We start from the raw sequence: 23,596 nt of genomic DNA on the forward strand, positions 1-23,596 counted from the left end.
TGATCCACCCCGTTTTGCCGACAAGCGGCGCCCCGGAACCGGAGCGCCGCTTTTGCGTTAAGAGGCATCACGGGGACCTCTGGACATATGGCGATCATGAGCGCGCGCAACGGCAGCAAGCCGAAAAGACATCCGATCGGCCTGGCCGCGCAACCCCGAGGGGAAACGGCCTTGCGTCCCGAAGACATCGAATCGACCGAGAACCTGCCGCTTGGACGCGAAGCGCTCGACGTGGCGATGGCCTGGGCGGTGATCGGCATTTTCGCGATCGTGTTCCTGTCGCTGGTCCATTACATGTCGCTGATCCTGATCCCGGTCACACTCGCGGTCGTCGTCGGACTGATCCTCGGCCTCGTCGCGGATCGGCTGAGCCAGGCCGGCGTGCCGCGCTTCGGCATCGCTCTCATCCTGTCGACGCTCGTCTTCGCGGTCCTGTTCCTGATCGCCAATTCGCTCGCCGAGCCGGTCGCGACGCTGCTGCGGGAAGGTCCGAGTTTCATCGAGCGGACCATCAACCGCATCAAGCCCTTCCTCGAAAGCCAGCAGTGGATCAACGTCTCGCCCGCGACCTTCGAGACCGGGCCGATGTCGATGCAGTCGCTGATCGAAAATTCCGGCAATATTCTCGGCATCGTCACCGCCAACCTGACGCCGGCGATCATCCAGGGGATGATCTTCTTTGCGGCCCTGCTGCTGTTTCTCTACGGCCGGGTGCGGCTGCGGCGCACGATCATCCTCGCCTTTCCGACACGCCGGCAGAGGCTGATGGCAATCCGGGTGCTCAATTCGATCGACGAGGTGCTCGGCTATTATTTCGCGACGGCCAGCCTCCTCTATCTGGGGCTCGGCGTGGTGATGACGCTGATTGCCTATTTCGGCGGGCTTTCCATGCCAGTGCTCTGGGGTATGTTCGCCTTCGTCTCGAGCTTCATTCCCTTCCTCGGCATCACGCTGATGACGATCTCGGTGGCGATTGCCGGCATTCTCACCCATGACGCCCTGCTGATCGGCCTCATTCCGGCGATCATCTTCTTCACCGTGCATCTTGCCATGGAAAACCTGCTCTTCCCGGCGATCATGGGCCGTCAGTGGGAAATCAATCCCTTCATCGTGTTCATCGCCATCCTGTTCTGGACCTGGATGTGGGGAGCGGTGGGCGCCATGCTCGCCCTGCCCCTTTCGCTGATCATGATGACCGTGCTCAACGAGCTCTTCCCGGACCGCAAGACCGTGCCCAACCTGCCGGGATGACGGCAGCGCATCGGGTTATTTCAGTCTCGGCGATACGACCGAAGGGCCGAACGGAGCGCTCACTCGTAGAGGTAATACTTGTCCCACTCTTCCCTCGGGACCTTCGAGCCGATCTTGTAGTCGAAGGACATGACTTTCAGCCCTTCGTCGCCGGTCTCGCACCTGTATTTGAGCCGATACCAGTCGCCGGCGCTGCGGAATACAGCTCCCGGCGCCCGAATGGCATTGCCGGCCTCGATCGGATCGCCGAACGTATAGGCAATCACCTTGTCCGGTTTGAACTCGCCCTTGTTGTCCTGCTTGATGCGATCCATCGCCTCGATATCGCAGCGCTGCTCGCGCCGTTCATCCGGGGCGAGCGCGTCGAGCTGCCTCACGATTCGGGCATCCAGCGCATGGGCCGGCAGGGCGGAAACAAGGGCGAGCGCTGCGAGCGACCAGGTTTTCATCATGTCATTTCCCATCCAATATGGCTCGGAACGCGGGAAACTATGAGAAGGTTACGCGATTGACCACCTACCAGAACGGGAAATAGGATGATGTGATCGGGTGGGTAATGGGGCAGAGAGGTGAGCAAGCGTCTGGAACAAATGCGCGCCAACCCGCGAGCGGACTGGCGAATTGAAGAGATTGCGGCAGTCTGCGAGGAGTTCGGTATTTCCTGTGCATCGCCGCGATCCGGAAGCTCTCACTACAAGGTTAGCCATCCTATGATGCGCGAAATCCTGACCGTGCCTTTCAAACGACCGATCAAGCCAGTATACATTCGAAAGCTTGTGCAATTTATCGACGCTGTGAGGGCTTTCTCATGAGTCCATTACGATATCCCGTTCTGGTCTCTCCGCTTTCTGCCGAAGATGGCGGCGGTTTCCTGGCGACCGTGCCGGATCTTCCAGGCTGCATGAGCGATGGCGAGACGCCGCAAGAAGCCCTTTCCAACGTGCAGGATGCGATCGAAAGCTGGATCGAGGCGGCGCGGGACATGGGGCGCGACATTCCCCAACCTTCATTGCAGGCCGCCATCAGCTAAGCATTCCGGAAGCAACCCGCTTGCCTCGCGCGCAAGCGCCCCCTATCTCTGGCACTCCTCGCATCACAACCGGAGTGCTTCCTTGGCCACCTCCCGCCCATCGCCTTTCGCCAATCTTCCCGCCGCCCCCGTTGCGGCCAGGAAGCCGGTTTCCGATACCCGCCACGGCATTACCCGCACCGACGACTATGCCTGGTTCCGGGCCGACAACTGGCAGGCGATGTTCAAGGATCCGTCGATCCTCGACCCCGAGATCCGCAAGCATCTGGAGGCCGAGAACGCCTATATGGAAGCGGCCATGGGCGACACGGCCGAGCTGCAGAAGGTGCTGTTTGCCGAGATGCGCGGTCGCATCAAGGAAGATGACAGCTCTGTGCCGATGAAGGACGGACCGTTCGCCTACGGCACGCTGTTCGTGACCGGTGGCGAGCAGCCGCATTATTTCCGCACCCCGCGCGACGGCGGGGATAAACAACTCCTGCTCGACGGCGACAAGGAAGCCGTCGGCAAGGACTATTTCCGGCTTTCCGGCATCGACCACACGAGCGACCATTCCCGCGGCATCTGGGGTTACGACGACAAGGGTTCGGAATATTTCACGCTGCGCATCCGCGACCTTGCGACCGGCAAGGATCTGGCCGACGTGGTCGAGAATACCGGCGGCGGCGGGGTCTGGGCGCCTGACGGCAAGAGCTTCTTCTATACGCTGCAGGACGAGAACCACCGGCCCTCGAAAGTCTTCCACCACATCGTCGGCCAGCCGCAGTCGGAAGACCGGCTGGTCTACGAGGAAGAAGATCCGGGTTTCTTCATGGGCGTCGGCGGCTCGCTGCTCGACGACTTCATCTATATCGACATCCACGACCACGAGACGTCCGAATACCGGCTGCTCTCGACCAGGGACCTGACGGCCGAGCCGGCTCTCGTCGCCGAGCGCGAGGAAGGGATCGAATATTCGATGACGGAGGGCGGCGACGTCTTCTACATCCTCACCAATGACGGCGACGCCAAGGATTTCAAGATCATGCAGGCTCCGGTGACGGCGCCGGGCAAAGAGAACTGGACCGAGGTCGTTCCGCACGAACCCGGCCGGCTGATCATCAGCCACATGGCGTTCGCCCGATACCTGCTCTGGCTGCAGCGCAAGGACGGCCTGCCGCAGATCATCATCCGCGACCGGACGACCGGCGAGGAACATGCGATCGCCTTTGCCGAAGAGGCCTATTCGCTGGGGCTCCAGGGTGCCGCCGAATACGACAGCGACGTGATCCGCTTTTCCTATTCGTCGATGACGACGCCCAGCCAGCTTTACGACTACGACATGACGACCCGCGAGCGGGTTCTCCTGAAGACCCAGGAAGTGCCCTCGGGCCACAATCCCGACGATTACGTCACCCGCCGGGTGATGGCGCCGGCGCATGACGGCGAACTGGTGCCGGTCTCGCTGCTCTACGGCAAGGATGTGGCCCTCGACGGTTCGGCGCCCTGCTTGCTCTATGGCTACGGCGCCTACGGGATCACCATTCCGGCCGGGTTCTCGACCAACAACCTATCGCTGGCCGATCGTGGCTTCGTTTATGCCATCGCCCATATCCGCGGCGGCAAGGACAAGGGATTTGCCTGGTACGAAAACGGCAAGATGGAACACAAGGAAAACACCTTCAAGGACTTCATCGCCGCCGCCGACCATCTGGTGGCCCAGGGCTTCACCTCCTACGAGAACATCATCGCCGAGGGCGGTTCAGCCGGTGGGATGCTGATGGGCGGCATCGCCAATATGGCGCCGGAAAAATTCGCCGGCATCATCGCCGCCGTCCCCTTCGTCGATGTGCTCAACACCATGCTCGACGACACGCTGCCACTCACCCCGCCGGAATGGCCGGAATGGGGCAACCCGATCGACAGCCTCGAAGAATACCAGTGGATCGCCGCCTACTCGCCTTACGACAATGTCGCGGCGAAACCCTATCCGCCGATTCTGGCCATTTCCGGCCTCACCGACCCGCGCGTCACCTACTGGGAACCGACCAAATGGGTCGCCAAGGTCCGCGAATTCTCGACGGGCACCGCGCCGATCCTCTTGAAGACCAACATGGCCGCCGGCCATGGCGGCAAATCGGGACGCTTCCAGCGGCTGGAGGAGATCGCGTTCGAATATGCGTTTGCGATCAAGGTAGCGGGGAAGGCGTAAGGGGCTGCCAAGGAGGGCGTGCCGTCCTTTGAAGCACGCCCGGCAACACCGGAACATAAGATGGGCTGGCCTTTGGGAGATAAGGAATGACCGTCTACATTGCCCTGCTTCGCGCAGTGAACGTCGCCGGCACGGCGCTTCAGATGACCGAACTCAAGTCCATCTGCGAAGGGCTCGGCTTCACGGACGTGAAGACCTACATCCAGAGCGGCAACGTGCTGTTCCGGTCTGACGAGGCGGAGGCCAAGGTTGCCGGTAAGCTGGACGAGGCGCTGGGCCAAAAATTCGGCAAGAAGCCGGGCGTGATGGTGCGCTCGACGGAAGAGCTGGAGGCGATTGCCGAAAACTCGCCCTTCCCCGAGGCGAAGCCGAATTTCCTGCTCGTGCATTTCCTGCCCGAAAAGGCTCCGAACGCTGCGCTCGACAAGATGGTGGCGCCGGATGGCGAGGAGGCGGTCGTCGCCGGGCGCGAGATCTATGTCCATTATCCGATCGGCTCGGGCAAATCGAAGCTGAAGCTGCCGGCGCTGAAACCCGGCACGTCGCGCAATCTCAACACCGTGCGCAAGCTCGCCGAAATGGCCCGCGCCATGGAAGGCTAGAGGGCCGATGGCGGGCATCATCATTCCGATCGTCTGCTACGCCGTGATCATCTCTGTCCTCGGCGCGGCCGGCTGGTCCGTCTGGCGGCAGCGCAAGGTCAAGCAGCCCGGCTGGCCGCCCTACCCTTTAATCAACGCCACCGAGGAGGAGATGGACCGGCGGCGGGCGGAGGTGCGCGACAGGCTCTCGCACAAGGCGCTCGGGGCCGAGCGGATGCGCCGGGTGTGGGAAAAGCTGCAGCAGGCCGGGATCGGCGAAGGGCTGATCCACGAATTCCACCGCGACTTCTGCGGCCACGGCCTGATCCGCACCGAGACGGGCGTCACTCTCTGCGACATCCAGGACGGCTTTCATCCGGGACCGGCCATCGCCACCTGGGCAAGCGAAGAAGAGTTCGTCGCCTTCTTCTCCCGCCAGAGCGACTTTACCTTAAGCGGCTGGGACCCCGCCGAACCGGTCTTCTACACGCAGGACACCTGGTACCGCCAGAACCAGCGGCTTACCCAGGCGATATTCGACGCGTTTCTCCGCAGTCGGAACGGATAAGGAACGCGCCGAACAGCCGTTCATTGTCATTTTTTTGTCAAGCCCCTGTCGTCAATCGGCAATCCCGGACGCAAGCCTCGCGCAAGGTTCAGGCGTTAACCATTTGTTAACCATTCTGAACACGGGCGTTTCGCCATGAAGATCGATAGCGGCCTCAACGGCTATTATTACCCCAACCGGGCACAAGAGATGGACCGGAAAGTCGAAGAAGCGCCTCAGCGCGAGACTGTCGCTGCGCAGCGTTCGGCGAATGCCTTGACGGGAAGCAGCACGCTGCTGTCGTCTTCGCTTGCCAATGCGCTCTGGGTCATGGAAATCGACGATGCGGGCTCCGCAAACGTCGACATGCAGGTCCGAGGCATTCGGAAGGACTGGGTCGAAGGCCGCTACCAGGAATTCGCCGAGTTCTAATCCGGCTACGCCGTTCCAGCCGGCGTGACTTCCACCGTCACATGCGACAGATCCCGGATGCCCCGGAGCTTATCCTTGTAGAAGGACGGAGCCTGGGGTTTTGGCGTGACCAGCGCGACGATCGCCGCATGGTGCCCCGGCCCCACCTGCCAGACGTGCAGGTCGGAAATCCTGTCCTCCTCCGTCTCGACGCTCCGGCGGATTCTGCCCGCCAGTTCCGCGTCATCCGGCTGCGCGTCCAGAAGCACCGTTGCTGTCACCCGGATCAGCCCCCAGGACCAGCGGGCGATCACCAGGCCGCCGACCACGCCCATGACCGGATCCAGCCAGACCCAGCCGTAGGACCGGCCGAGAATCAGCGCCGCGATTGCCAGAACCGAGGTCAGCGCATCGGCGAGGACATGCAGATAGGCGGCGCGCAGATTATGGTCCTTGGCGGCGGATTGATGCGCATGGGCGCCGTGGTGCCCGTGATGATGGCCGCCGTCATAGGCATGACTTCCGTGATGGGCATGGCCGCCACCATGAGAATGGTGGTGATCCTCCCGGAGCAGCCAGGCGCTGAGCAGGTTGACGGCCAGCCCGACCACCGCCACGAGGACCGCCTGATCGAAATCGATCGCCACCGGGTTGGCGAGGCGGACAAAACTCTCCCAGGCAATCAACAGCGCGATCAATGCCAGCACGATGGCGCTCGCGAAGCCGGCGAGATCACCGAGCTTGCCGGTGCCGAACGTGTAGCGCGGATTGCGGGCCTGGCGACGGGCATAAAGATAGGCGAGCGCCGCAATCAGCATGGCGCCGGCATGGGTGGACATGTGCCAGCCGTCGGCGGTCAGCGCCATCGAACCGAAGACCGAGCCGGCGACGATTTCCGCCACCATCATCGTCGCGGTCAGTGCGATCACCAGCCAGACCTTGCGCTCGTTGCGCTCATGGTCGGCGCCCAGAAACACATGCTCGTGCTTCAGTTCCTCGATGGAATGGGGCATGGCCTTCTCCTTCATCTCAATCAGCGGATATAGGTGCGGAGCGCGTCGGCGAATTCGTCGACCGCCTGTGCCCGCTGTTTCTCGTCATCGGCATGAAGGATATGCTCGCGCAGATGATCCTCCATGACTTCACCGGTCAGCCCGGAAAGCGCGCCACGGATCGAGGCGAGCAATTGCAGCACCTCGCCGCAGGGCGCCTCGGCTTCCAGCGCACGCTCGACCGCCTCCATCTGCCCCTTCAGCCGGCGCACCCGCGCCAGAAGCTTTGCCTTTTCTCGAATGGTATGCGCCACGAGCGTCTCCATGTAATATAGGGGGGTACCCTATATTCTTATACGCTGCCGACACAAGTCAAAATCCGAAAGCTCGGCGCAGGTTTCGGGACCTAAGCCGCTGGTGGTCTCACACGAGGAGAGTCGCGATGACGACAATTGGCAGCACCAACCCATATTACGCATCTCTTTATGGTATCCTTGGCAAGAACGGCGGCGACAAGAATGCTTCGGGCGGCAACGACTATGCGGCGCCGCGGCAATCCGTATCGGGCGGCATGACCGGCAGCGATACGGTGTTCGGCGCAAAGCTGGCAGATAGCCTCTGGACGATGGAAAGCCAGGGCGTCGAAGTCGATCAGGATGCCGGCGACACTTGGCTTGGCGAGGCGCCTTCGACGCGATACGAGGACGAGTTCATGGATCTCGCCAAGAAGACGTTCGCCGAGCGCATCCGCGAACAGTATCTGAAGGACAAGGATCTCACCGAAGACGATCTCAAGACCATGTCCACGGAAGACCGCGAGGCGATCGAGGCGGATATCCGCAAGGCGATCCTCGAAGCCATGGGCGTCAACGGCCAGAAACAGGAAGCGGCAATGGACATGGGCGGCAACCCGGCGGCCCTGGCACAGGGCAACGCGCAGAAACAGCAGCAGAACGGCACCGAAGACGATCCGCTGCTCTCCATGTAATCTTATATATGCCTTCAGCGGCTGCAGCCTTGCCAGGGGCTGCAGCCGTTTTACGTTGGGCGATCGGCGCCATTGTCGGCGGCGATCATCGCGGACAGCTCTTCGTTTGCGGGCTGTTCGCGGTCCCATTGCGGCCGCGACCGCCGTAACATCTCCATCGCCAGTATCAGCCACATGCCGGCCACCGTGGCGACGAGCGCCCAGAAGAACCGGCCGATATCCCTCAAGAACCCGTCGAGCCTCGCGTGGCAATGGCTGCAGCATCCGTTCATGTCGTCACCTTCTGATTGCTCTCTGGTTGGTCCGGCCGACTTGTCGTCGCACCGATGACCGACTAGATAATTCCTCCAGTGACTAGAGCTTCAAGAGGAATTTTCAGCGATGCTGTCGATCGGCGATCTTTCGAAACGCACCGGCGTCAAGGTGCCGACCATCCGCTATTACGAGCAGATGGGTCTGATCGAAGCGGCCGAACGTTCGGAAGGCAACCAGCGGCGGTATGAGCGAAACGATCTCGAACGGCTCGCCTTCATCCGCCATGCCCGCGACCTCGGCCTCGACATCCCGGCGATCCGCGAACTGATCGCGCTCAGCCAGCACCCCGACCAACCCTGCGCCAACGCCGACAGGATCGCCGCCGATCATCTGGTCGCCGTTCGCGAAAAGATCGAGAAGCTGAAGAAGCTGGAGCACGAGCTCGAACGGATCATCTCACACTGCGACGGCCATTCGATCGAGGATTGTTATGTGATCCGGGCGCTTTCGGATCACGGGCTGTGCGAGGGGGAGCATTGAGGGCGGCAGCAGGTTTGCATCAGGCTGCGGTTTCTATGTCGAATTCGAAGTGGATTCTGTCATAGGGAGCCATCCTCTCACATCAGCGGTGGAATCGGTCAAAAGCTGGTCGATATCTTTGAAAAAATATGCCGTTTCCAATGCACCGAAATGCCTGTGATCGCCTTTGCCGGCCTCGGTGTCATATCGCAACACGCACTCGCCTTGAGCCACCAGCGCCATCCTCTACTTGAACTAGTGAGCGCTTCCGCGTAGCGAAGCCGGCACACGCCAGACCACGATTTCAACGAACACGCCTTCACGCAGATAGCTACGCGTCTTCCGAACCAGGGTCGCTTTCGCCATCGGGGGCCCCGTGATGCCTGATGTAATATACCCCATCACGAGCAATCGGCAAAACTCAAGCCGCTTGTCGGACCCGTGCATTTGAACAGGCGAGGTGAAGACACAAATAAGGGAATGCAGATGACGGAAAACGCAGTAGCCGCACCGACCGCCCTCTTCCCAACCCTCACCCCCTATGAGACCGGCTTCCTCGAGAGGCCCGACGGCAACCGGATCTTCTTTGCCCTTTCCGGCAACCCCAACGGCAAACCGGTGCTGTTGCTGCATGGCGGGCCGGGGTCGGGCATGTCGGATAGCGCCAGACGGCATTTCGATCCCGCGGTGTGGCGCATCATCCAGTTCGACCAGCGCGGTTGCGGGAAAAGCACGCCGAACGCAGGCGATTTCGGCGTTGATCTTGCCGACAATACGGCGCAGCATCTGATCGGCGACATAAAGGCTTTGCGGGAGCGGCTACAGGTGGAAAGCTGGCTGGTGTTCGGCTCCTCCTGGGGCGCGACGCTGGCGCTGGCCTATGCGCAGGCTTTTCCAGAACACGTCCGCGCGATCATCCTTGCCGGTGTCACCACGACGCGCTGGGCCGAAATCGACTGGCTTTACAACGGTCTGTCTATCTTCCTGCCGGAAGCCTGGGAAAAGTTCGTCGCGGCCATTCCGGAGCCCTTGCGCGACCGCCATCCCGTTGCCGCCTATCATGCGCTTCTCAATGACCCGGACCCGGCCATCCGCCAGAAAGCCACTTTCGACTGGCATCATTGGGAGGCGGGCTCGATCTCGGCGGAACCGCAGGCCGGGCTGCCGCACCGCTGGCAGGATCCGGCTTTCGTGCTCGCCCGGGCGCGGCTCTGCGTCCATTATTTCGAAAACCGCGCCTGGTTGGAGGATGGTCAGCTTTTGCGCCAGGCCAACCGGCTTTCCGGGATACCGGGCGTGCTGATCCAGGGTCGGCTCGACCTGCAGGGGCCGCCGGCAACGGCATTTGCACTGGCAAAAACCTGGCCGGGGAGCGAACTGGTGATGATCGAGAATGCCGGCCATTCGACCGCCGACCAGGGCATGGCGGAGGCGATCATGACGGCTGCCAATCGTTTTGCAGATCACTCTTGACAAGATTTGAGATCGGGAGCATCAAAGCGCCATGATCAACACGCGCACGACCACCGCCTGCTCGTATTTTTGGGCCTTCCTTTAAAGGGCGGCTCGACAGATCATCATGTCAAAAAGCCGCCGTCAGGCGGCTTTGTTGTTTCAAAAGGCACCTGACGGCAAGAAGACCGAACAAGGATGCCGGAAATGACCGAAGATACCGATATCACCCTGCCCCGCCCGCCGGTCGTGACGATCCGCAACGCGAAATCGCGCGACCTGCCGGAACTCAACGAGATGATCGCGCTGCTCGCGGCACATCACAACGATCCCGCCGCCATCACCCCTGAAAAACTCGAGCGCGACCTGTTCGGCGAGATGCCGTGGATCAGCGCGCTTGTCGCCGATACCGGCTCGGATCTGATCGGCTACGCCATCCTCGTACCGGTCTACCGGGCGCAGGAAGGCACGCGCGGCATGGACCTGCACCATCTCTTCGTGCGCGACGGCCATCGCGGCCACGGCATCGGCCAGCACCTGGTATCGCGCGCCCGCGAGATCGCCAGGAGCGCCGGCTGCGGCTATCTTTCGGTCAGCGCCGCCACCGGCAATTTCGCCGCCCACCGCTTCTACGAGCAGATGGATTTCAAGCCGCGCCCGGTCACCGGCATGCGCTACACGCAGGCGCTCGCGTAAGTCCTGCGGCCGAGGCCTATCCGGCGGCCTTGGCCAGGATTTCGAGATAATCGTCGACCGCCTCGCGGAAGGCGGTCTCAGCTTCCGCGAGAGTATCGGCATGGAAGCCGATGAGATCGGCTATGTCAGCTACATGGCCGACGAAGATTTCGTCTTCGGCATCGAATTCGATGACCGCGGAATGGCCCTTGTATTCCCCTAGGTTCATGGCTCGCCCCCAGATCCACCTACCGCGCCGGCACCGCCTTCAGATAGGCCGCAATCGCCTCAAGATCGCTTTTCGGCAGATGCGCGATGTTCTGCTGCACCTCAACCATGGAGCCGCCGGCGGTGTCGAAATCCGGTGTGAAACCGGTTTCGAGGTAACCGGCGATGTCACTCTCGCTCCACGAGCCGATATCCTTCGAGCCCGGCGTGATGTTGGGGATGGTTCCCTTGCCCTCCGGGTTCGGGCCGCCGGCGAGCCAGCGGTCGGGGAGAAAACCGCCCGTCGCGTCGCGCGGCGTATGACATTCGCCGCAATGGCCGGGACCTTCGACCAGGAACTGGCCGCGCTTGACCTTGTCGTCGGCGGAGGCAAGCTGCACCCGCGGCTGGTCGTTGAAATAGAGGAATTTCCAGCCGCCGACCGCCAGCCGGATATTAAAGGGGAACGGCAGTTCGTGCGGCGGCGCGACATTGGTGCTCGCCGGCAGGGTCTTCAGGTACCCGAAGAGATCGTTGATATCCTTGGCCGAGAGCCTCGAATAGGAACCGTAGGGGAAGGACGGGAAGAGGTGTTCGCCGTCCGGCCCCACACCGCGGGTCGTGGCATTGCCGAACTGCGCCAGGGTCCAGTTGCCGACGCCGGCATTCGGATCGGGCGAGATGTTGGGAATATGGAAGGTGCCGAACGGGCTCGGCAGCGCCCTGCCCCCGGACAGAACCTTCAGGGCATCGCCGGTGGCGCCCGTCGCGGCATGACAGCTCGAACAGCCGCCGGCCCAGAAGAGCTGCTCGCCCTTGGCGAGATCCGGCGCGCCGAGGCCCGCCCAATGGGAATCGGGATGGGGATCGGGCTTGGTCAGCGTCCAGGCCGTGGCGGCACCCGCCGCGATCACCACGACGCCCGCCGCCAGGATTTTGGACCATATCGATGCCATCGCCTTCCTCCTCCGGCGTCACTCTGCAATGCAAGGACGGCCGCAGCAAGCTGCAGCCGTCCTCAGGTTCCAAAACTGGCCCGCACTCACTTCAGGCGGAAGTTCTGATGGCAGGTATTGCAGTTGCCACCGAGTGTCTGCAGGGCCTTGCCGACGGCGGCCTGGTCTGCCGGCATGGAAGCCAGAAGCGCCTCCGCATCGGACCCGAGCTTCTGGGCATTCGCCCGGAATTCCGCGTTCTTTTCCCAGATGGCCGGTGCGGCCTTGGTCTTTTCGCCGGTCTCGGAGCCTGCCGGGAACTGATCCGGGAAGGCCTTGATATTGGTGCTGATCGTGGTCAGCGCCGTGCGCACGGCAGCCTGGTCATAGGGCTTCTCGCCCTTGGCGATCCCACCCAGAGCGCCGGCTGCACCGCCGATACCCTTCATCAGCGCCTGGCGCTTGGCGATCGGCGTTTCCTGCGCGGTCACGGCCGTGAAGCCAAGACAGAGCACGGCCGCGGCGGCGGCAATCAGTTTAAACTTCATCCATTCCTCTCCTCATAGACCGGTCATGCCGGCGCATTTTAGCGAGCTCATGATTGCCGGCTTATGCGTTTGAAAAAAGTAACTTTTCTGTCATGAGGCCGCGAGCGCTCCGCCTGTTGCCGGGCTGGCACGGAATGTGAAGGACATGTGTCTGCCGAGAACTGCTCAAGCCGTCCGTCAGGCCCTCAGCCCTTCCCAGAGCGTCAGCATGGAAACGGCAAGCAGCAGCAGGCCGGCGATCCGCCCGACCCAGATCGTCGCGCTGCGATTGCCGACCAGGAATTTTCGCGCGTGGCCGGCGGCGGCGGCGAGGCCACCATAGATCGCAAATTGGGTCGCGGCCGTCATCGCTGCCATGATTGTCGCCTGCGGGGCAAGCGGCCCGAAATCCGGCCGCAGGAACTGCGGATACACGGCGAGCATGAACAGGTAGGCCTTGGGATTGATGAGGCAGGTCACCGCGCCGCGCCGGAACGCTTCCCAGTTCGACCGCGTGTCCGCCGGGCCGACATGATCGACGGTGATCGAACTGCGGATCAGGCTCACGCCGATCCAGGCCATGTAAAGCGCGCCGGCGATCAGCAGCGGCTTGAACAGCACCGGCATCAGGCTTGCGAGCAGGCCGACGCCGACCGCCCCATAAAGCGAGTGCACCAGCCCACCGGCGATGATGCCGGCCGTGGCGGCAAGCCCCGCCGTGCGGCCCCGGGTCAGAGAATTGGCGAGCACGAAGATCATGTCCATGCCCGGCACGACGATGATTCCGAAGAGGAGGGTGAAGAAGAGCCAGAGGTTTTCGGTGTAAGTCATGTCAGTTTCCTGAGCCTCGCATAATCGGCTTCGGATGCCGAAGCCTTGTTTTCCAACCGGATATGCGGTCCTATACGGCAGCCCAACTGACAGCGTATTGTCAGTAGCGATCGTCTCGCCACAAGGAAGACCGGCATGCGCAAGGCCTCGCGCCTGTTCGAGATCATCCAGATCCTCCGGCTCGCCAAAAAGCCGGTGACGGGGGCGGAGATCGCCCTGCAGCTGGAAGTGACGGTGCGTTCGATCTACCGCGATATCGCGGCGCTTCAGGCGATGCGGGTGCCGATCGAAGGCGGGCGGGGCATCGGTTATATCCTGCGCCCCGGCTTCACGCTGCCGCCGCTGATGCTGTCGATCGAGGAGACGGAGGCGATCGTGCTCGCCCTGGCACTGCTGGAACGGACAGGCGACACGGAGCTGCGGCAGGCGGCCAAGCAGGTCAACCGCAAGATTGCCGCCGTGGTGCCGGCACCGCTTGCCGGCACGTTTTCCGCCAATGCGCTGCATGCCTGGGGCTCGGTGGCACCCGTGCCGGACGCTCTCGACCTTGCGATGGTGCGCCGGGCGATCCGCGACGAGCAGAAGCTGGCGCTCGACTACCGCGACGAACAGGCCCGCGCCACGGAACGGACGATCCGGCCGGTGGCGCTGATCTACTATTCGCAGACCGCCAATATCGTCGCCTGGTGCGAACTCAGGCAGGCAATCCGCAATTTCCGCGCCGACCGGGTGGAGCACTGCGAACTGGCGGATGACTTCTTTCGCGGCGAAGGCGAAAAACTGCGGTCGCTCTGGGTTCAGGGCTGGACCAATCCGCCTATGTGACCGCGCCCGTGTCCCGCGACCTTCGCCCTCCCCTGACAGCCGGCGGCTTTGTCCCTATGGTGCGCCCGCTTCGTCAGGAATCATCAGGGCTTGGAGACATCGAATGCGCAAGGCAATCATCGTCTGGGGCGGATTGAATATCCATGAGCCGGAGCAATGCGCCGGCGTTGTCGGCGAGATCCTTCGGGAGGACGGGTTTTCGGTCGAGGTTACGGGCGATCTCGGAATCTTCGGCTCCCAGACCATCGCCGATGCCGACCTGCTGGTGCCGATCATTACCGGTGAAAAGCTGGAAAGGGTGGATGCCAATGCGCTTGTCGGAGCGGTGCGCGGCGGGCTCGGTCTTGGCGGCCATCACGGGGCGCTTGCGACTTCCTTCAAGGAGAGTGCTGCTTTCCGTTATCTTGCCGGGGTCACCTGGGTGGCGCATCCGGGCAATATCATCGACTACCGCGTCAACGTCACTCGCCCCGACGACCCGGTGATGCAGGGCATTGCGGATTTCGACTACCGGTCGGAGCAGTATTACCTGCATTACGACCCCTCGGTCGAAATCCTCGCGACGACCACCTTTTCAGGCGAATATGACGAGGCGGTGCGCAATGTGACAATGCCCGTCGTCTTCAAGCGCCATTTTGGCAAGGGACGGATCTTCTATTCGGCGCTCGGCCATGTGGCGGCCGAATTCGAGCATCCGCATATGCGCAGCATCCTGCGGCGCGGGCTTTCCTGGGCCGCGCGCGGCTGAGCCAGTCCGGCCTTAAAGAGCGAGAGTGCGGCTTTCCTCACGGCCGTGGCCGATGATCTCGATGCGGTCGGCGAAAATCTCGACGACGGCAAAGGTGTTTTCCGTCTGTGTATCGACCATGCCCTTGAAGTTGACGTACCACGTGTTTCCGGCGCAGCCGAGATTGCCCACGTGGTTGTGGCCGTTCAGATAGGCGATGACATTGCCGGAGCGGGCGAAGAGATCGGTGAGCCGCTCGCAACCCCAGAGATTGTGCTCGTTTTCGGGGTAGAGCGGATAGTGGCCCATGACCACGACCTTCTCGTCCGCCGCGTTGGCCCGCTCGAGCACCGCTTCCAGCCAGTCGAACTGCTCGTCGCCGATGCCGCCGTTCCACTCCTTGGCGTCGATCGCGCCTTCGGCCAGCAATGTTTCCAGCCGCCGCTGCGCCAAAGTGTGGCGCGGATGGCCTTCAGGGGTCGAAAACAGGCTGATCTCGTTGCCGTCAATCACCACGAAGCGGAAACCGCCGCGGGAAAAATCGTGCCAGGCGGACGGCATGCCGAGCCGCGCATGGACATCGTCGAGCTGCGCCGGCGCGACGAAGAAATCGTGATTGCCCGGCATCAGAAAGCTCTCGTGGCGCAGGCCCTGATAGACGGCAAGCACCGGATCATAGCTTTCCCAACCCCGGTCGATGAGATCGCCGAGCGTCACCACGAAGGAAAGATCCTCACCGTTCAGCACGCCGATCGCCTCGCCCAGCTTGTCGAGGCTGTTGGCGTAATAACGGTCCATCTCCAGCCATGGCGGCAGGTCGGCATATTGCGGATCGGCGATCACGCCGAAGCGGAGGAGCGGTTTTTCGTGGGGCATTTCGCGGAGGTAGTCGGTGGTTGTGACAGGCGTGTGACATGGCCGGAGCGGCGGCAGCCGACCTGCATTTGAAACGTCAGAGCAACAATTCGTCGGGTGACTTCACCGCCACCCCGAACAGGAGGAAGTGCTTGAGGTTACGGGTGATGATCGTCAGCCCGCGAAGGCTCGCGGCTCCGGCGATCATGGCATCCGCCATGCCGGGACTATGGCCGGCTGACATGACCCGGGCTTCCAACCTGCCGGCTTCCCGCGCCGTCTCGGCATCGATCGGCAGGATGCGATCACCATATCCTGCAATCAGTCCCTGCAGAAAAAGCTCGATGAGTGTCGCCTTCGAGGTCGCGCCCTTGCCTTCCAACAATCGAATGCCTTTTTCGATCTCGTGGATGGTCATCGCAGACAGGTAGATCGTCTCTTGCTTTTCCTGCGCCTCGACCCAACCGGCAAATTCCGAAGAGGTGCCGGCCTTCGAGGGTGAGAACATCGAAACGGCATTGGTATCGAGAAGATAGCCCGTCACAGGTCGACCTCACGGCTCGGCGCGGGATTTCGGGCGAAGACATCATCATCGAGGTCGATATCGGCGGGGAAATTCCGCAGGTACCTGACGAGGCTGGGGCGATCCTTTCGCAGCGCCTTCCTTGCGGCCTCCGCGGCCTCAACGCTGACGATCACGGCTGCCGGCTTGCCGTGCCGGGTGATCGTCACGAATTCGCCTGCGGCCGCCTGATCGACGAAGCCGGAAAAGCCGGCCTTGACATCCTTCAAACTGACTTCCGACAATTTCAGCCTCCAAAATGGTCACTTATGACTATTTTGGATCATTGTGCGGGAAACAAGCGAGCCGTGAAAACCCGTCCTTTAAGCAATCACCGTTCCCTGATGAAAGACGATCTTCCAGCCGGTCGCAGTTCTCCTCCAGAACGTGGACCGCCGGCTGAGGCGGTCGGGCTCCTCCAGAATATAGGACAGATGGTAAAGGTCGTCCGCGAGGCGGTTGATTGTGAAATCCCGGCAGGGCCAGTTATGCTGTTCGTGTTCGCGGTATCGCACAAGGAGATTGGCGATGACAACATCCCGGCCGTAGACCCGGCCGCTTGCGCCGATCTCCCAGAACGTCTCTTCGGTCATCGCCTCCAGAGCTTCCCGGCTGGTGCCGAATTTGCGGTCATCGAAGATCGGCTCGCGGGCGGCGAGCTCTGCTAGGACTGCCTCGATCGAAGGTTCGGTCATGCTGCTTCCTTTGAAAGTTGGGGGCTTCGCGAATGCCAAAACAGAAACACCCGGCGCCTTGTGACACCGGGTGTTCTCAAAAGACCGACGATTAAGCCGTTCGATTACTTCGTGGCGGCTTCGTAGCGCTCGAGGACGTAGTCCCAGTTGATCAGGCTGTCGACGAAGGCTTCGAGGTATTTCGGGCGGGCGTTGCGGTAGTCGATGTAATAGGAATGTTCCCAGACGTCGACGCCGAGGATCGGCTCGGCACCGTGAACCAGCGGGTTCTCGCCGTTCGGGGTCTTGGAGATGACGAGCTTGCCGTCCTTCACCGAAACCCAGGCCCAGCCGGAGCCGAACTGCGTCGTGCCGGCAGCGATGAAATCGGCCTTGAACTTGTCGAAGCCGCCGAGATCGGAGGCGACCGCAGCTTCGAGCTTGCCCGGCAGCTTGGTGCCGCCGCCGCCCTTCTTCATCCATTTCCAGAAATGGACGTGGTTGTAGTGCTGGGCAGCGTTGTTGAAGAGGCCCTGGTTGGTGCCGAAGGACTTCTTGACGACTTCCTCGAGCGACAGATCGGCCATGCCGGCTTCGGCAGCGAGCTTGTTGCCGTTGTCGACATAAGCCTTGTGGTGCTTGTCGTGGTGGAATTCGAGCGTCTCTTTCGACATGAAGGGCGAAAGAGCTTCGTAGTCGTAGGGGAGTTCGGGAAGTTCGAAGGCCATTGGTCTACTCCTTGTTCGATAGCTACCTGGGTTCGGCAGATACCTGGGTATAGCGTCGTGCGGGAACATAGGAGCGGAGGGGCCAAGAGGCAACGGTGAACTTGCCAAAAATCAAGCCGATCGGATGAAGAACCTGCTGAAATTTCCGGATACAAGAAACGGGCCAGATCACGATTCGGAGCCCGTTCGATGAAGACCACTTCTGCTCTCGCCGCCGCCCTCCTCGCATCCAGCGTCACCGTCGCGCATGCCTCCTCGGACGACGCCTGGTCAGGTTTCCAGGCCGAGGTCGCCAAGGCTTGCGTGACCGCCGCCAAGGGGCTGATCGAGAACGGCAAGGCACTCGTCGACCCCTTCGGCAGCCAGAGCTACGGGCTTGCCGTCGTCTCCGGCAAGGCGGTCGGCGCCAAGGTGACGATCAGCACAATCTGCGCCTTCGACAAGAAGACCCGCAAGGCCGAGATCGGCGGAGAAATCTCCGCCGACAAGCTGACGGTGAAGGCGGGGAAATAACCCGCCGGATCAGGCGGCGCTGGTTAAGCGACCGGACGGCGGGCCAGGGATGGAAAAACCTCAGGCCTCGTCGCCGGGGGAGCGGGCCCAGTCCATGTAGAGTTCCAGCGCCTTGCGGGCGACCGGGCCTTCCTGGAGCTGGCGTTCCTCGAAACGGTTGACCGGCACGATCTTGGAATAGTTGCCGGAGGTGAAGATCTCGTCGGCATCCATGAAATCGTCCACGGTCAGCGTCGTCTCGCGCACGTCGAAACCGCCGCGGCGCAGGAGGCCGATGACGCGCGAGCGGGTGATGCCGGCAAGGAACGTGCCGTTGGCGATCGGCGTCATGATCACCCCGTCCTTGACCATGAAGATGTTCGAGGAGGCCGTCTCGGCGACATTGCCGTTCATGTCGCGGGCCAGCGCATTGTCGAAGCCGCGGTTGCGGGCTTCCATGATCATGCGGCCGCTGTTGGGATAAAGGCTGCCCGTCTTGGCGCCGGTGATCGCCACTTCCGGGTTCGGGCGGCGAAAGGGCGAGACGGTCAGCGACGAGGGCTTGGCGGTCTGCATCGGCGCCTCGAACAGGCAGAGCGCGAAACGGGTCGAGTCCGGGTCGGCGGTGACGACGCTGTAAGGCATGCCGTGCTCCGACCAGTACATCGGCTTGATGTAGATCGCCGTCTTGCCGTCGAACTTCCTGACGCCTTCCCAGGCGAGCGCCTCGATCTCTTCGGCCTGCATCACCGGCTTCATGCCCATGTTCGTGGCCGAGCGGTTGACGCGCTGGCAATGCAGGTCGATGTCCGGCGCGATGCCGTCGAACCAGCGGGCGCCGTCGAACACGGTCGAGCCGAGCCACATGGCATGCGAGGTGGGGCCGATCAGCTTCGGATTGCCCTCCAGCCATTCGCCATCCACGAACGTCCAGGTGGTGGTGCGGGGGGCGGTGTTGACGGACATGGCGATCTCCTTAGCGCTTCAAAATTGCGGGGTGAGTGAAGTCCGGCCCCGCCGCCGAGGTCAAGCGATAATATGAAATGGATCATCACAAAAATTGATATTTTTGCCCATGGAGACCGGGGCACCGGAGTGCCATGTTCCATCGAAACGAACACGTGAGGAAGACGCTCATGGAATGGTCGGCAGAGCAATATGTGAAATTCGAGGACGAGCGGACGCGGCCGGCGCGCGATCTTCTGGCGCAGGTGCCGCTCGGCTCGGCAGTCCGTGCCTACGACCTCGGCTGCGGGCCCGGCAATTCGACGGAGCTGATCGCGGAGCGTTTCGGGGTTGCCAATGTCGCCGGCCTCGACAGCGACGACAACATGCTGGCGGCCGCCCGCAAGCGACTGCCCGGCACGCAATTCACCAAGGCCGATCTGAATACCTGGGTGCCGGAAGAGCCGGCCGACCTGCTTTACGCCAATGCGGTCTTCCAGTGGGTGCCGGACCATATCTCGGTGCTCGCCCGGCTCATGGATCACCTGCGTCCCGGAGGCGTGCTCGCGGTGCAGATGCCGGACAACCTCTCCGAACCCAGCCATGTGCTGATGGAGGAAACCGGCGCGGCCGGCCCGTGGAAGGCGGCCTTTGAAGGCGGCCGGGTGCGCCGCGCGGTGCTGCCGCCGCCTGCCGCCTATTTCGACCGGCTGATGCCGAAATCCGCCCGGATCGACGTCTGGCACACAATCTATTACCACCCGCTCGCCAATGCGCCCGCGATCGTCGAATGGGTCAGGGCGACCGGGCTGCGGCCCTATCTCGACGCCGCCGGCCCTACCCATACGCAAGCCTTTGTGGCCGACTACACCGCCCGCATCGCCAAGGCCTATCCGCCGATGGCCGACGGGCGGGTGCTGTTGCGCTTCCCGCGGTTCTTCATCATCGCGGTCAAAGCCTGAAGGGACGGCTTCATGGCGTGCCCGGCGGCGGGGCCAGCGGGTTTTGCGGCTGAGGCTGTGTGACCTCGATCCGGCCCAGACCGGCGTCGTTCAACCAGATGATGCTCAGCACACAACCGACAAGGATCACCAGAACCGCGATAAAAAGCCAACGCATCAGTTCAGAAACTCCACTCTTCAAGTCATCGAGAAAGTTTCCAGCCGGAAACAATCCGTGATCCCTTGGAGCAAAACATCTGGGCGTCGATGCGGCAACGCAGCAAATCGGCGGTTTGAGGGCAGCAAAACGGAGAATGAGCCCCCCGGAATGGCGGGCAAATGGCCGGGAAACAGGTTGACTCGGCTCCGATGCGCTTGCACTCTTTCTGCTTGTCATTTTCGTCCCGTTGCCCAAAAAATCGTTTAAGGCCATGCCGAAACCATCCACATTGTCGCTGACGCAGGACCTGGTCGATCTCTGTTTTCGCGAGGAGGTGGACCCCGGCCCGCCGGCCACATGGGAGCCGCTGGCCGACGACGACTACATCCAGATCGCCGACCGGCTGGCCGCGGAAATCGGCGAGGATCCGCTCTGGGTGTTCGCCTATGGCTCGCTGATCTGGAAGCCGGGCTTCGATTCCATCGCCTGTCAGCGGGCGGCGGCCTACGGCTGGCATCGTTCCTTTTCGCTCCGGATCGAGCGCGGCCGCGGCTCGCCGGAACAGCCGGGCCTGATGATGATGCTGTCACGCGGCGGCCGCTGCGACGGGGTGATCTACCGGGTCGCCGACGACGACAAGCGCGTCCAGATCGAAAAAGCACTGCGCCGCGAGGTCAGCAATCGCGACAGCCTCACCTCGTTCCGCTGGCTGCCGGTCCGGACCCAGGCCGGCGAGACCGTGCGGGCGCTGACCTTCTGGGTCGGCGGCAACAGCAAGCGCATCGTCCGCCCGCTGCTGCCGCTCGACGAGGTCGCAAAGGTTCTGGCGCGCGCCTGCGGGCATCGCGGCTCGTGTGCCGAATATCTCTACAATACCGTCGTGCATCTCGCCGAATTCGGCATCCACGACCGCAATCTGTGGCGGCTGCAGGAGATGGTGGCGAAGGAGATCCGGGCGATGCATATGCGGGAGGCGGTCGGCGTGGAGGGCGTCGCCCTGGAAGCCTGAGCCGAGACGTTGTGCCTGCCGGCCCCCTCTGCCCTGCCGGGCGCCACAGGAAAGATCTCGCGCCCGACGCCACAAAACCGATTGCAAAAAGCAATCAGCTAAGTTATTCATAAACCAGTTTCACTTCGCAATCGGTTTGGGAGGCCGTCATGCGCCCGGTTCTGTATTCGCATCCATTCTCGTCCTACTGCCAGAAGGTACTGACCGCGCTCTACGAGAACGGCACCGAGTTCGACACCCGCATGCTCGGGCCGGAGGATCCTTCGGCCTACGAAGACCTCTGCAGCATGTGGCCGGTGAAGCGGTTTCCGATCCTGCTCGACGGGGGGAAACGGGTCTTCGAGGCGTCGGTCGTCATCGAATATCTGGGCCTGCATTATCCCGGCCCGGTGAAGCTGATCCCGGACGATGCGGATGCGGCGCTCGATGTGCGGATGATGGACCGCTTCTTCGACAACTACATTTCCACGCCGCAGCAGAAGGTGGTGTTCAATGCCATCCGGCCGGAAGAGCACCGCGATCCATACGGCGTGCAGGAAGCGCGCGGCATGCTGGATGCCGCCTATGGCTGGCTTAACGAGCGGATGTCGAGCCGGGAATGGGCGGCGGCCGATGCGTTCAGCCTGGCCGATTGCGCCGCGGCGCCTGCCCTCTTCTACGCGGACTGGACGCACCCGATCGGCGAGCAATTCGCCCATGTGCGGGCCTATCGCAGCCGGCTGCTTGCCCGGCCGTCCTTTGCGCGCGCGGTGGACGAGGCCCGGCCCTATCGCGCGTTCTTCCCGCTCGGCGCGCCGGACAGGGACTGACGGCCGGCGGCGCGTCTATCCGGAGTACCGCCCCGGCCCAGCATGCCCCGCAACGGTCAGAACGTGCTCTCGGTCGCCAGGACGTGGCCGTTCAGGGCAGCCCAGATCATCCGTACCTCTCGGCGAAGCACGGCGCTGGGGCGAACGCCGCCGTTGCCATAGTTCTTATATTTATCGCGGTAAGCTGCGATAAAGACTTCGACGGCTTCTACGACTTCCGCGTGCTGTTCCACGCGGCGGCGCAGCGCTTCCTTCTCCGCATGAAGGATTTCGAAGCTCTGGACGATGAGCCGCAGGTCTTCCAGCGGCACGTTCACGTGTGGGTACTCCGCCGAATCGGCGGTTACCTCCGCCCGCAGACGGGCGATGATGTCGTTCAGTTGGTCACTCATGCCGGGATTCTCCTGAACCCAGGATTTGGGTAGGGAAATCGGCTAAAGCAAGGCGAATCTGTGGCATGGAAGACACTTTTCACGATCAACACGATCGGGATTAAGGTCTTTGTTCGACTTATGGTTACCCCGTGACGCTGCGTCCTTTGCGCGATATGCGTCAAAGCCGCGCTGCGAGGAAATCTATATAGGTGCGGATGCGGAGGGCGAGGTGCTCATGGCCGGCATAGACGGCATGGATTTCCTCGATGTCCTCAGGGTTGAAATCCTCCAGAACCGGTACCAACCGGCCGGCCTCGATATCCGGCTCCACATGGAAACGCCCGACGCGGCCGATGCCGAGGTGATCCAGGCAGAACTGCCGGATGATCGAGCCGTTGCTCGCCTTCAGGTTTCCGGAAACCGGCAACAGCTCCCGGCTGCCGGTTTGCGGATCACGAAAAGGCCAGCCCTCGACCGCGCGGCGGAAATTGAAATTGATGCAGTTGTGATGGATGAGCTCGGCCGGCGTGCTGGGAACGCCGTGACGTTCCAGATAACCCGGCGATGCGATCACCACCTGGCGGCTCTCGCCGAGCTTTCGCGCCATCAGGGACGAGTTGCGCATCGGCCCATGGCGGATGGCGATATCGACCCGCTCGCGGATCAAATCGACGATGTCGTCGGTCAGCGTGATATCGAGCTGCACATCCGGGAAAAGCTGCTGGAATTCGCAGGTGAGCGGCAGGACATAACGTTCACCGAAGCCGACCGAAGCGTTGATCGACAGCGGACCGCGCGGCAGCGTCCGGCCGCCGCCGGAGACCATCTCTTCCGTGTCGGCGATCTCGGCCAGGATGCGCTGCGCCCGCCCCAGATAGGTCTCCCCCTCCGGCGTCAGCTGCAGCATGCGGGTGGAGCGGACCACGAGGCGGGTGCCGAGCCGGTCCTCCAGCCGGGTCACGAGCTTGCTGACGGCGGACGGCGAGAGCTTGAGTTTTCGTCCGGCCGCCGAGAAGCTTTTGAGTTCTGCGGCAAGGGCAAAGACTTCCATTTCACCGGCGCGGTTGTCCATTGTCTGTTCCCTGCCTTGTAATTCCCGATCG

At 62.3% G+C, this 23,596-nt stretch carries 34 protein-coding genes; 16 read left to right on the forward strand and 18 right to left on the reverse strand.

Going from position 1 to position 23,596, the window contains the following annotated elements:
* The first annotated feature begins 96 nt into the window (after nucleotides 1-96).
* Nucleotides 97-1,251 (forward strand): AI-2E family transporter, encoded by a 1,155-nt coding sequence (locus GQ59_RS18970; RefSeq protein ID WP_432762594.1) that lies wholly within the window; start codon nucleotides 97-99, stop codon nucleotides 1,249-1,251.
* A gap of 59 nt (nucleotides 1,252-1,310) precedes the next feature.
* On the opposite strand, the gene GQ59_RS18975 is transcribed toward GQ59_RS18970, so the two are convergent.
* Nucleotides 1,311-1,703 (reverse strand): DUF930 domain-containing protein, encoded by a 393-nt coding sequence (locus tag GQ59_RS18975; protein ID WP_152564390.1) that lies wholly within the window; start codon nucleotides 1,701-1,703, stop codon nucleotides 1,311-1,313.
* 356 nt (nucleotides 1,704-2,059) lie between these two features.
* On the opposite strand from GQ59_RS18975, the gene GQ59_RS18980 reads away from it, so the two are divergent.
* The 5 genes from GQ59_RS18980 (at nucleotide 2,060) to GQ59_RS19000 (ending at nucleotide 6,032) form a co-directional block, all read left to right on the forward strand.
* A complete protein-coding gene (locus tag GQ59_RS18980; RefSeq protein ID WP_037084033.1) occupies nucleotides 2,060-2,281 on the forward strand; it encodes a type II toxin-antitoxin system HicB family antitoxin in 222 nt (73 codons plus the stop codon).
* A gap of 82 nt (nucleotides 2,282-2,363) precedes the next feature.
* Complete coding sequence (locus GQ59_RS18985) at nucleotides 2,364-4,472, forward strand: S9 family peptidase (RefSeq protein WP_037084036.1); 2,109 nt, start codon at nucleotides 2,364-2,366, stop codon at nucleotides 4,470-4,472.
* An 86-nt stretch (nucleotides 4,473-4,558) separates the two neighbouring features.
* Nucleotides 4,559-5,074, forward strand: coding sequence for a DUF1697 domain-containing protein (locus GQ59_RS18990; protein ID WP_037084039.1), 516 nt, complete (start codon nucleotides 4,559-4,561; stop codon nucleotides 5,072-5,074).
* 7 nt (nucleotides 5,075-5,081) lie between these two features.
* Nucleotides 5,082-5,621: a hypothetical protein gene (locus GQ59_RS18995; RefSeq protein ID WP_037084042.1), complete on the forward strand. Its 540-nt coding sequence runs from the start codon at nucleotides 5,082-5,084 to the stop codon at nucleotides 5,619-5,621.
* A gap of 135 nt (nucleotides 5,622-5,756) precedes the next feature.
* A complete protein-coding gene (locus GQ59_RS19000) occupies nucleotides 5,757-6,032 on the forward strand; it encodes a hypothetical protein (protein ID WP_037084044.1) in 276 nt (91 codons plus the stop codon).
* A gap of 5 nt (nucleotides 6,033-6,037) precedes the next feature.
* Here GQ59_RS19000 and dmeF read toward each other — a convergent pair whose 3' ends face one another.
* The gene (gene dmeF, locus GQ59_RS19005) at nucleotides 6,038-7,024 is read right to left on the reverse strand and encodes a CDF family Co(II)/Ni(II) efflux transporter DmeF (RefSeq protein WP_037084047.1); all 987 of its coding nucleotides are present in this window, start codon (nucleotides 7,022-7,024) and stop codon (nucleotides 6,038-6,040) included.
* A gap of 20 nt (nucleotides 7,025-7,044) precedes the next feature.
* Nucleotides 7,045-7,329 (reverse strand): Ni(II)/Co(II)-sensing transcriptional repressor DmeR, encoded by a 285-nt coding sequence (gene dmeR, locus GQ59_RS19010; protein ID WP_432762595.1) that lies wholly within the window; start codon nucleotides 7,327-7,329, stop codon nucleotides 7,045-7,047.
* A 116-nt stretch (nucleotides 7,330-7,445) separates the two neighbouring features.
* On the opposite strand from dmeR, the gene GQ59_RS19015 reads away from it, so the two are divergent.
* Nucleotides 7,446-7,991, forward strand: a complete 546-nt coding sequence (locus GQ59_RS19015) for a hypothetical protein (RefSeq protein WP_037084049.1) — start codon at nucleotides 7,446-7,448, stop codon at nucleotides 7,989-7,991.
* A 50-nt stretch (nucleotides 7,992-8,041) separates the two neighbouring features.
* Here the strand turns inward: GQ59_RS19015 and GQ59_RS32000 are convergent, their stop codons facing one another.
* On the reverse strand, nucleotides 8,042-8,263 hold the full coding sequence (locus GQ59_RS32000; RefSeq protein WP_152564391.1) for a hypothetical protein: 222 nt from the start codon (nucleotides 8,261-8,263) through the stop codon (nucleotides 8,042-8,044).
* Nucleotides 8,264-8,372: 109 nt separating this feature from the next.
* Here GQ59_RS32000 and GQ59_RS19020 point away from each other — a divergent pair, with 109 nt between their 5' ends.
* Nucleotides 8,373-8,786, forward strand: coding sequence for a MerR family transcriptional regulator (locus GQ59_RS19020; protein WP_037084050.1), 414 nt, complete (start codon nucleotides 8,373-8,375; stop codon nucleotides 8,784-8,786).
* A 33-nt stretch (nucleotides 8,787-8,819) separates the two neighbouring features.
* Here GQ59_RS19020 and GQ59_RS33455 read toward each other — a convergent pair whose 3' ends face one another.
* The gene (locus GQ59_RS33455) at nucleotides 8,820-9,008 is read right to left on the reverse strand and encodes a toxin-antitoxin system TumE family protein (protein ID WP_341872398.1); all 189 of its coding nucleotides are present in this window, start codon (nucleotides 9,006-9,008) and stop codon (nucleotides 8,820-8,822) included.
* Nucleotides 9,009-9,251: 243 nt separating this feature from the next.
* Between GQ59_RS33455 and pip the strand changes: the two genes are divergently transcribed.
* Both pip and GQ59_RS19035 read left to right on the forward strand, forming a co-directional pair.
* On the forward strand, nucleotides 9,252-10,238 hold the full coding sequence (gene pip / locus GQ59_RS19030) for a prolyl aminopeptidase (protein ID WP_037084383.1): 987 nt from the start codon (nucleotides 9,252-9,254) through the stop codon (nucleotides 10,236-10,238).
* 186 nt (nucleotides 10,239-10,424) lie between these two features.
* Nucleotides 10,425-10,913 (forward strand): GNAT family N-acetyltransferase, encoded by a 489-nt coding sequence (locus GQ59_RS19035; protein ID WP_432762596.1) that lies wholly within the window; start codon nucleotides 10,425-10,427, stop codon nucleotides 10,911-10,913.
* Nucleotides 10,914-10,929: 16 nt separating this feature from the next.
* Here the strand turns inward: GQ59_RS19035 and GQ59_RS19040 are convergent, their stop codons facing one another.
* The 4 genes from GQ59_RS19040 to GQ59_RS19055 form a co-directional block, all read right to left on the reverse strand.
* Nucleotides 10,930-11,121 (reverse strand): hypothetical protein, encoded by a 192-nt coding sequence (locus tag GQ59_RS19040; protein ID WP_051904069.1) that lies wholly within the window; start codon nucleotides 11,119-11,121, stop codon nucleotides 10,930-10,932.
* Nucleotides 11,122-11,140: 19 nt separating this feature from the next.
* A complete protein-coding gene (locus GQ59_RS19045) occupies nucleotides 11,141-12,055 on the reverse strand; it encodes a cytochrome c (protein ID WP_037084053.1) in 915 nt (304 codons plus the stop codon).
* 86 nt (nucleotides 12,056-12,141) lie between these two features.
* Nucleotides 12,142-12,582, reverse strand: coding sequence for a c-type cytochrome (locus GQ59_RS19050; protein WP_037084054.1), 441 nt, complete (start codon nucleotides 12,580-12,582; stop codon nucleotides 12,142-12,144).
* Nucleotides 12,583-12,759: 177 nt separating this feature from the next.
* Nucleotides 12,760-13,392: a LysE family translocator gene (locus GQ59_RS19055; protein ID WP_037084056.1), complete on the reverse strand. Its 633-nt coding sequence runs from the start codon at nucleotides 13,390-13,392 to the stop codon at nucleotides 12,760-12,762.
* A gap of 135 nt (nucleotides 13,393-13,527) precedes the next feature.
* Between GQ59_RS19055 and GQ59_RS19060 the strand changes: the two genes are divergently transcribed.
* A complete protein-coding gene (locus GQ59_RS19060) occupies nucleotides 13,528-14,217 on the forward strand; it encodes a helix-turn-helix transcriptional regulator (RefSeq protein ID WP_037084057.1) in 690 nt (229 codons plus the stop codon).
* A 103-nt stretch (nucleotides 14,218-14,320) separates the two neighbouring features.
* The gene (locus GQ59_RS19065; RefSeq protein ID WP_037084059.1) at nucleotides 14,321-14,965 is read left to right on the forward strand and encodes a ThuA domain-containing protein; all 645 of its coding nucleotides are present in this window, start codon (nucleotides 14,321-14,323) and stop codon (nucleotides 14,963-14,965) included.
* Between the two features lie 12 nt (nucleotides 14,966-14,977).
* Here GQ59_RS19065 and GQ59_RS19070 read toward each other — a convergent pair whose 3' ends face one another.
* The 5 genes from GQ59_RS19070 to GQ59_RS19090 all read right to left on the reverse strand — a co-directional run bounded on the left by GQ59_RS19070 (nucleotide 14,978) and on the right by GQ59_RS19090 (nucleotide 17,763).
* Entirely contained in the window at nucleotides 14,978-15,820 is an 843-nt protein-coding gene (locus tag GQ59_RS19070) for a metallophosphoesterase (RefSeq protein WP_037084060.1), read from the reverse strand.
* Between the two features lie 76 nt (nucleotides 15,821-15,896).
* Nucleotides 15,897-16,343 carry a type II toxin-antitoxin system VapC family toxin gene (locus GQ59_RS19075; protein WP_037084062.1) on the reverse strand — a complete coding sequence of 149 codons (447 nt, stop codon included), beginning with the start codon at nucleotides 16,341-16,343 and terminating at the stop codon, nucleotides 15,897-15,899.
* On the reverse strand, nucleotides 16,340-16,606 hold the full coding sequence (locus GQ59_RS19080; RefSeq protein ID WP_037084063.1) for a type II toxin-antitoxin system Phd/YefM family antitoxin: 267 nt from the start codon (nucleotides 16,604-16,606) through the stop codon (nucleotides 16,340-16,342). The genes GQ59_RS19075 and GQ59_RS19080 overlap by 4 nt, the downstream gene beginning before the upstream one ends.
* A 78-nt stretch (nucleotides 16,607-16,684) precedes the next feature.
* Nucleotides 16,685-17,056: a nuclear transport factor 2 family protein gene (locus GQ59_RS19085; RefSeq protein WP_037084065.1), complete on the reverse strand. Its 372-nt coding sequence runs from the start codon at nucleotides 17,054-17,056 to the stop codon at nucleotides 16,685-16,687.
* Between the two features lie 104 nt (nucleotides 17,057-17,160).
* A complete protein-coding gene (locus GQ59_RS19090) occupies nucleotides 17,161-17,763 on the reverse strand; it encodes a superoxide dismutase (protein ID WP_037084067.1) in 603 nt (200 codons plus the stop codon).
* A gap of 189 nt (nucleotides 17,764-17,952) precedes the next feature.
* On the opposite strand from GQ59_RS19090, the gene GQ59_RS19095 reads away from it, so the two are divergent.
* Complete coding sequence (locus GQ59_RS19095; protein ID WP_037084070.1) at nucleotides 17,953-18,276, forward strand: hypothetical protein; 324 nt, start codon at nucleotides 17,953-17,955, stop codon at nucleotides 18,274-18,276.
* A gap of 60 nt (nucleotides 18,277-18,336) precedes the next feature.
* Here GQ59_RS19095 and GQ59_RS19100 read toward each other — a convergent pair whose 3' ends face one another.
* Nucleotides 18,337-19,221 (reverse strand): branched-chain amino acid aminotransferase, encoded by an 885-nt coding sequence (locus tag GQ59_RS19100; RefSeq protein ID WP_037084072.1) that lies wholly within the window; start codon nucleotides 19,219-19,221, stop codon nucleotides 18,337-18,339.
* 170 nt (nucleotides 19,222-19,391) lie between these two features.
* Between GQ59_RS19100 and tam the strand changes: the two genes are divergently transcribed.
* Nucleotides 19,392-20,162 (forward strand): trans-aconitate 2-methyltransferase, encoded by a 771-nt coding sequence (tam, locus tag GQ59_RS19105; RefSeq protein WP_037084074.1) that lies wholly within the window; start codon nucleotides 19,392-19,394, stop codon nucleotides 20,160-20,162.
* Between the two features lie 10 nt (nucleotides 20,163-20,172).
* On the opposite strand, the gene GQ59_RS32005 is transcribed toward tam, so the two are convergent.
* Entirely contained in the window at nucleotides 20,173-20,574 is a 402-nt protein-coding gene (locus GQ59_RS32005) for a hypothetical protein (RefSeq protein WP_152564393.1), read from the reverse strand.
* Here GQ59_RS32005 and GQ59_RS19110 point away from each other — a divergent pair.
* The gene (locus GQ59_RS19110) at nucleotides 20,573-21,310 is read left to right on the forward strand and encodes a gamma-glutamylcyclotransferase (RefSeq protein ID WP_037084075.1); all 738 of its coding nucleotides are present in this window, start codon (nucleotides 20,573-20,575) and stop codon (nucleotides 21,308-21,310) included. The genes GQ59_RS32005 and GQ59_RS19110 overlap by 2 nt on opposite strands.
* A 149-nt stretch (nucleotides 21,311-21,459) precedes the next feature.
* A complete protein-coding gene (locus GQ59_RS19115) occupies nucleotides 21,460-22,119 on the forward strand; it encodes a glutathione S-transferase family protein (protein ID WP_037084076.1) in 660 nt (219 codons plus the stop codon).
* Nucleotides 22,120-22,175: 56 nt separating this feature from the next.
* Here GQ59_RS19115 and GQ59_RS19120 read toward each other — a convergent pair whose 3' ends face one another.
* Complete coding sequence (locus GQ59_RS19120; RefSeq protein WP_037084078.1) at nucleotides 22,176-22,511, reverse strand: hypothetical protein; 336 nt, start codon at nucleotides 22,509-22,511, stop codon at nucleotides 22,176-22,178.
* 160 nt (nucleotides 22,512-22,671) lie between these two features.
* Nucleotides 22,672-23,565, reverse strand: a complete 894-nt coding sequence (locus GQ59_RS19125; protein WP_037084080.1) for a LysR family transcriptional regulator — start codon at nucleotides 23,563-23,565, stop codon at nucleotides 22,672-22,674.
* Nucleotides 23,566-23,596: the final 31 nt, after the last annotated feature.

Origin of the sequence: Neorhizobium vignae (assembly GCF_000732195.1) — a bacterium.
Taxonomy (GTDB): domain Bacteria; phylum Pseudomonadota; class Alphaproteobacteria; order Rhizobiales; family Rhizobiaceae; genus Neorhizobium; species Neorhizobium vignae.

Excerpts from the sequence above, each read along its gene's own strand:
- GQ59_RS18995 (WP_037084042.1), top strand. The coding sequence starts at position 5,082 with ATGGCGGGCATCATCATTCCGATCGTCTGCTACGCCGTGATCATCTCT.
- GQ59_RS19015 (WP_037084049.1), top strand. The coding sequence starts at position 7,446 with ATGACGACAATTGGCAGCACCAACCCATATTACGCATCTCTTTATGGT.
- GQ59_RS33455 (WP_341872398.1), bottom strand. The coding sequence starts at position 9,008 with ATGGCGCTGGTGGCTCAAGGCGAGTGCGTGTTGCGATATGACACCGAG.
- pip (WP_037084383.1), top strand. The coding sequence starts at position 9,252 with ATGACGGAAAACGCAGTAGCCGCACCGACCGCCCTCTTCCCAACCCTC.
- GQ59_RS18970 (WP_432762594.1), top strand. The coding sequence starts at position 97 with ATGAGCGCGCGCAACGGCAGCAAGCCGAAAAGACATCCGATCGGCCTG.
- GQ59_RS19095 (WP_037084070.1), top strand. The coding sequence starts at position 17,953 with ATGAAGACCACTTCTGCTCTCGCCGCCGCCCTCCTCGCATCCAGCGTC.
- GQ59_RS32000 (WP_152564391.1), bottom strand. The coding sequence starts at position 8,263 with ATGAACGGATGCTGCAGCCATTGCCACGCGAGGCTCGACGGGTTCTTG.
- GQ59_RS19040 (WP_051904069.1), bottom strand. The coding sequence starts at position 11,121 with ATGAACCTAGGGGAATACAAGGGCCATTCCGCGGTCATCGAATTCGAT.
- GQ59_RS19000 (WP_037084044.1), top strand. The coding sequence starts at position 5,757 with ATGAAGATCGATAGCGGCCTCAACGGCTATTATTACCCCAACCGGGCA.
- GQ59_RS18975 (WP_152564390.1), bottom strand. The coding sequence starts at position 1,703 with ATGATGAAAACCTGGTCGCTCGCAGCGCTCGCCCTTGTTTCCGCCCTG.
- GQ59_RS32005 (WP_152564393.1), bottom strand. The coding sequence starts at position 20,574 with ATGGCCTTAAACGATTTTTTGGGCAACGGGACGAAAATGACAAGCAGA.
- GQ59_RS19050 (WP_037084054.1), bottom strand. The coding sequence starts at position 12,582 with ATGAAGTTTAAACTGATTGCCGCCGCCGCGGCCGTGCTCTGTCTTGGC.
- GQ59_RS18990 (WP_037084039.1), top strand. The coding sequence starts at position 4,559 with ATGACCGTCTACATTGCCCTGCTTCGCGCAGTGAACGTCGCCGGCACG.
- GQ59_RS19090 (WP_037084067.1), bottom strand. The coding sequence starts at position 17,763 with ATGGCCTTCGAACTTCCCGAACTCCCCTACGACTACGAAGCTCTTTCG.
- dmeF (WP_037084047.1), bottom strand. The coding sequence starts at position 7,024 with ATGCCCCATTCCATCGAGGAACTGAAGCACGAGCATGTGTTTCTGGGC.
- GQ59_RS19035 (WP_432762596.1), top strand. The coding sequence starts at position 10,425 with ATGACCGAAGATACCGATATCACCCTGCCCCGCCCGCCGGTCGTGACG.
- tam (WP_037084074.1), top strand. The coding sequence starts at position 19,392 with ATGGAATGGTCGGCAGAGCAATATGTGAAATTCGAGGACGAGCGGACG.
- GQ59_RS19070 (WP_037084060.1), bottom strand. The coding sequence starts at position 15,820 with ATGCCCCACGAAAAACCGCTCCTCCGCTTCGGCGTGATCGCCGATCCG.
- dmeR (WP_432762595.1), bottom strand. The coding sequence starts at position 7,329 with ATGGAGACGCTCGTGGCGCATACCATTCGAGAAAAGGCAAAGCTTCTG.
- GQ59_RS19065 (WP_037084059.1), top strand. The coding sequence starts at position 14,321 with ATGCGCAAGGCAATCATCGTCTGGGGCGGATTGAATATCCATGAGCCG.
- GQ59_RS19085 (WP_037084065.1), bottom strand. The coding sequence starts at position 17,056 with ATGACCGAACCTTCGATCGAGGCAGTCCTAGCAGAGCTCGCCGCCCGC.
- GQ59_RS19020 (WP_037084050.1), top strand. The coding sequence starts at position 8,373 with ATGCTGTCGATCGGCGATCTTTCGAAACGCACCGGCGTCAAGGTGCCG.
- GQ59_RS19125 (WP_037084080.1), bottom strand. The coding sequence starts at position 23,565 with ATGGACAACCGCGCCGGTGAAATGGAAGTCTTTGCCCTTGCCGCAGAA.
- GQ59_RS19120 (WP_037084078.1), bottom strand. The coding sequence starts at position 22,511 with ATGAGTGACCAACTGAACGACATCATCGCCCGTCTGCGGGCGGAGGTA.
- GQ59_RS19055 (WP_037084056.1), bottom strand. The coding sequence starts at position 13,392 with ATGACTTACACCGAAAACCTCTGGCTCTTCTTCACCCTCCTCTTCGGA.
- GQ59_RS19060 (WP_037084057.1), top strand. The coding sequence starts at position 13,528 with ATGCGCAAGGCCTCGCGCCTGTTCGAGATCATCCAGATCCTCCGGCTC.
- GQ59_RS19115 (WP_037084076.1), top strand. The coding sequence starts at position 21,460 with ATGCGCCCGGTTCTGTATTCGCATCCATTCTCGTCCTACTGCCAGAAG.
- GQ59_RS19045 (WP_037084053.1), bottom strand. The coding sequence starts at position 12,055 with ATGGCATCGATATGGTCCAAAATCCTGGCGGCGGGCGTCGTGGTGATC.
- GQ59_RS19100 (WP_037084072.1), bottom strand. The coding sequence starts at position 19,221 with ATGTCCGTCAACACCGCCCCCCGCACCACCACCTGGACGTTCGTGGAT.
- GQ59_RS19110 (WP_037084075.1), top strand. The coding sequence starts at position 20,573 with ATGCCGAAACCATCCACATTGTCGCTGACGCAGGACCTGGTCGATCTC.
- GQ59_RS18980 (WP_037084033.1), top strand. The coding sequence starts at position 2,060 with ATGAGTCCATTACGATATCCCGTTCTGGTCTCTCCGCTTTCTGCCGAA.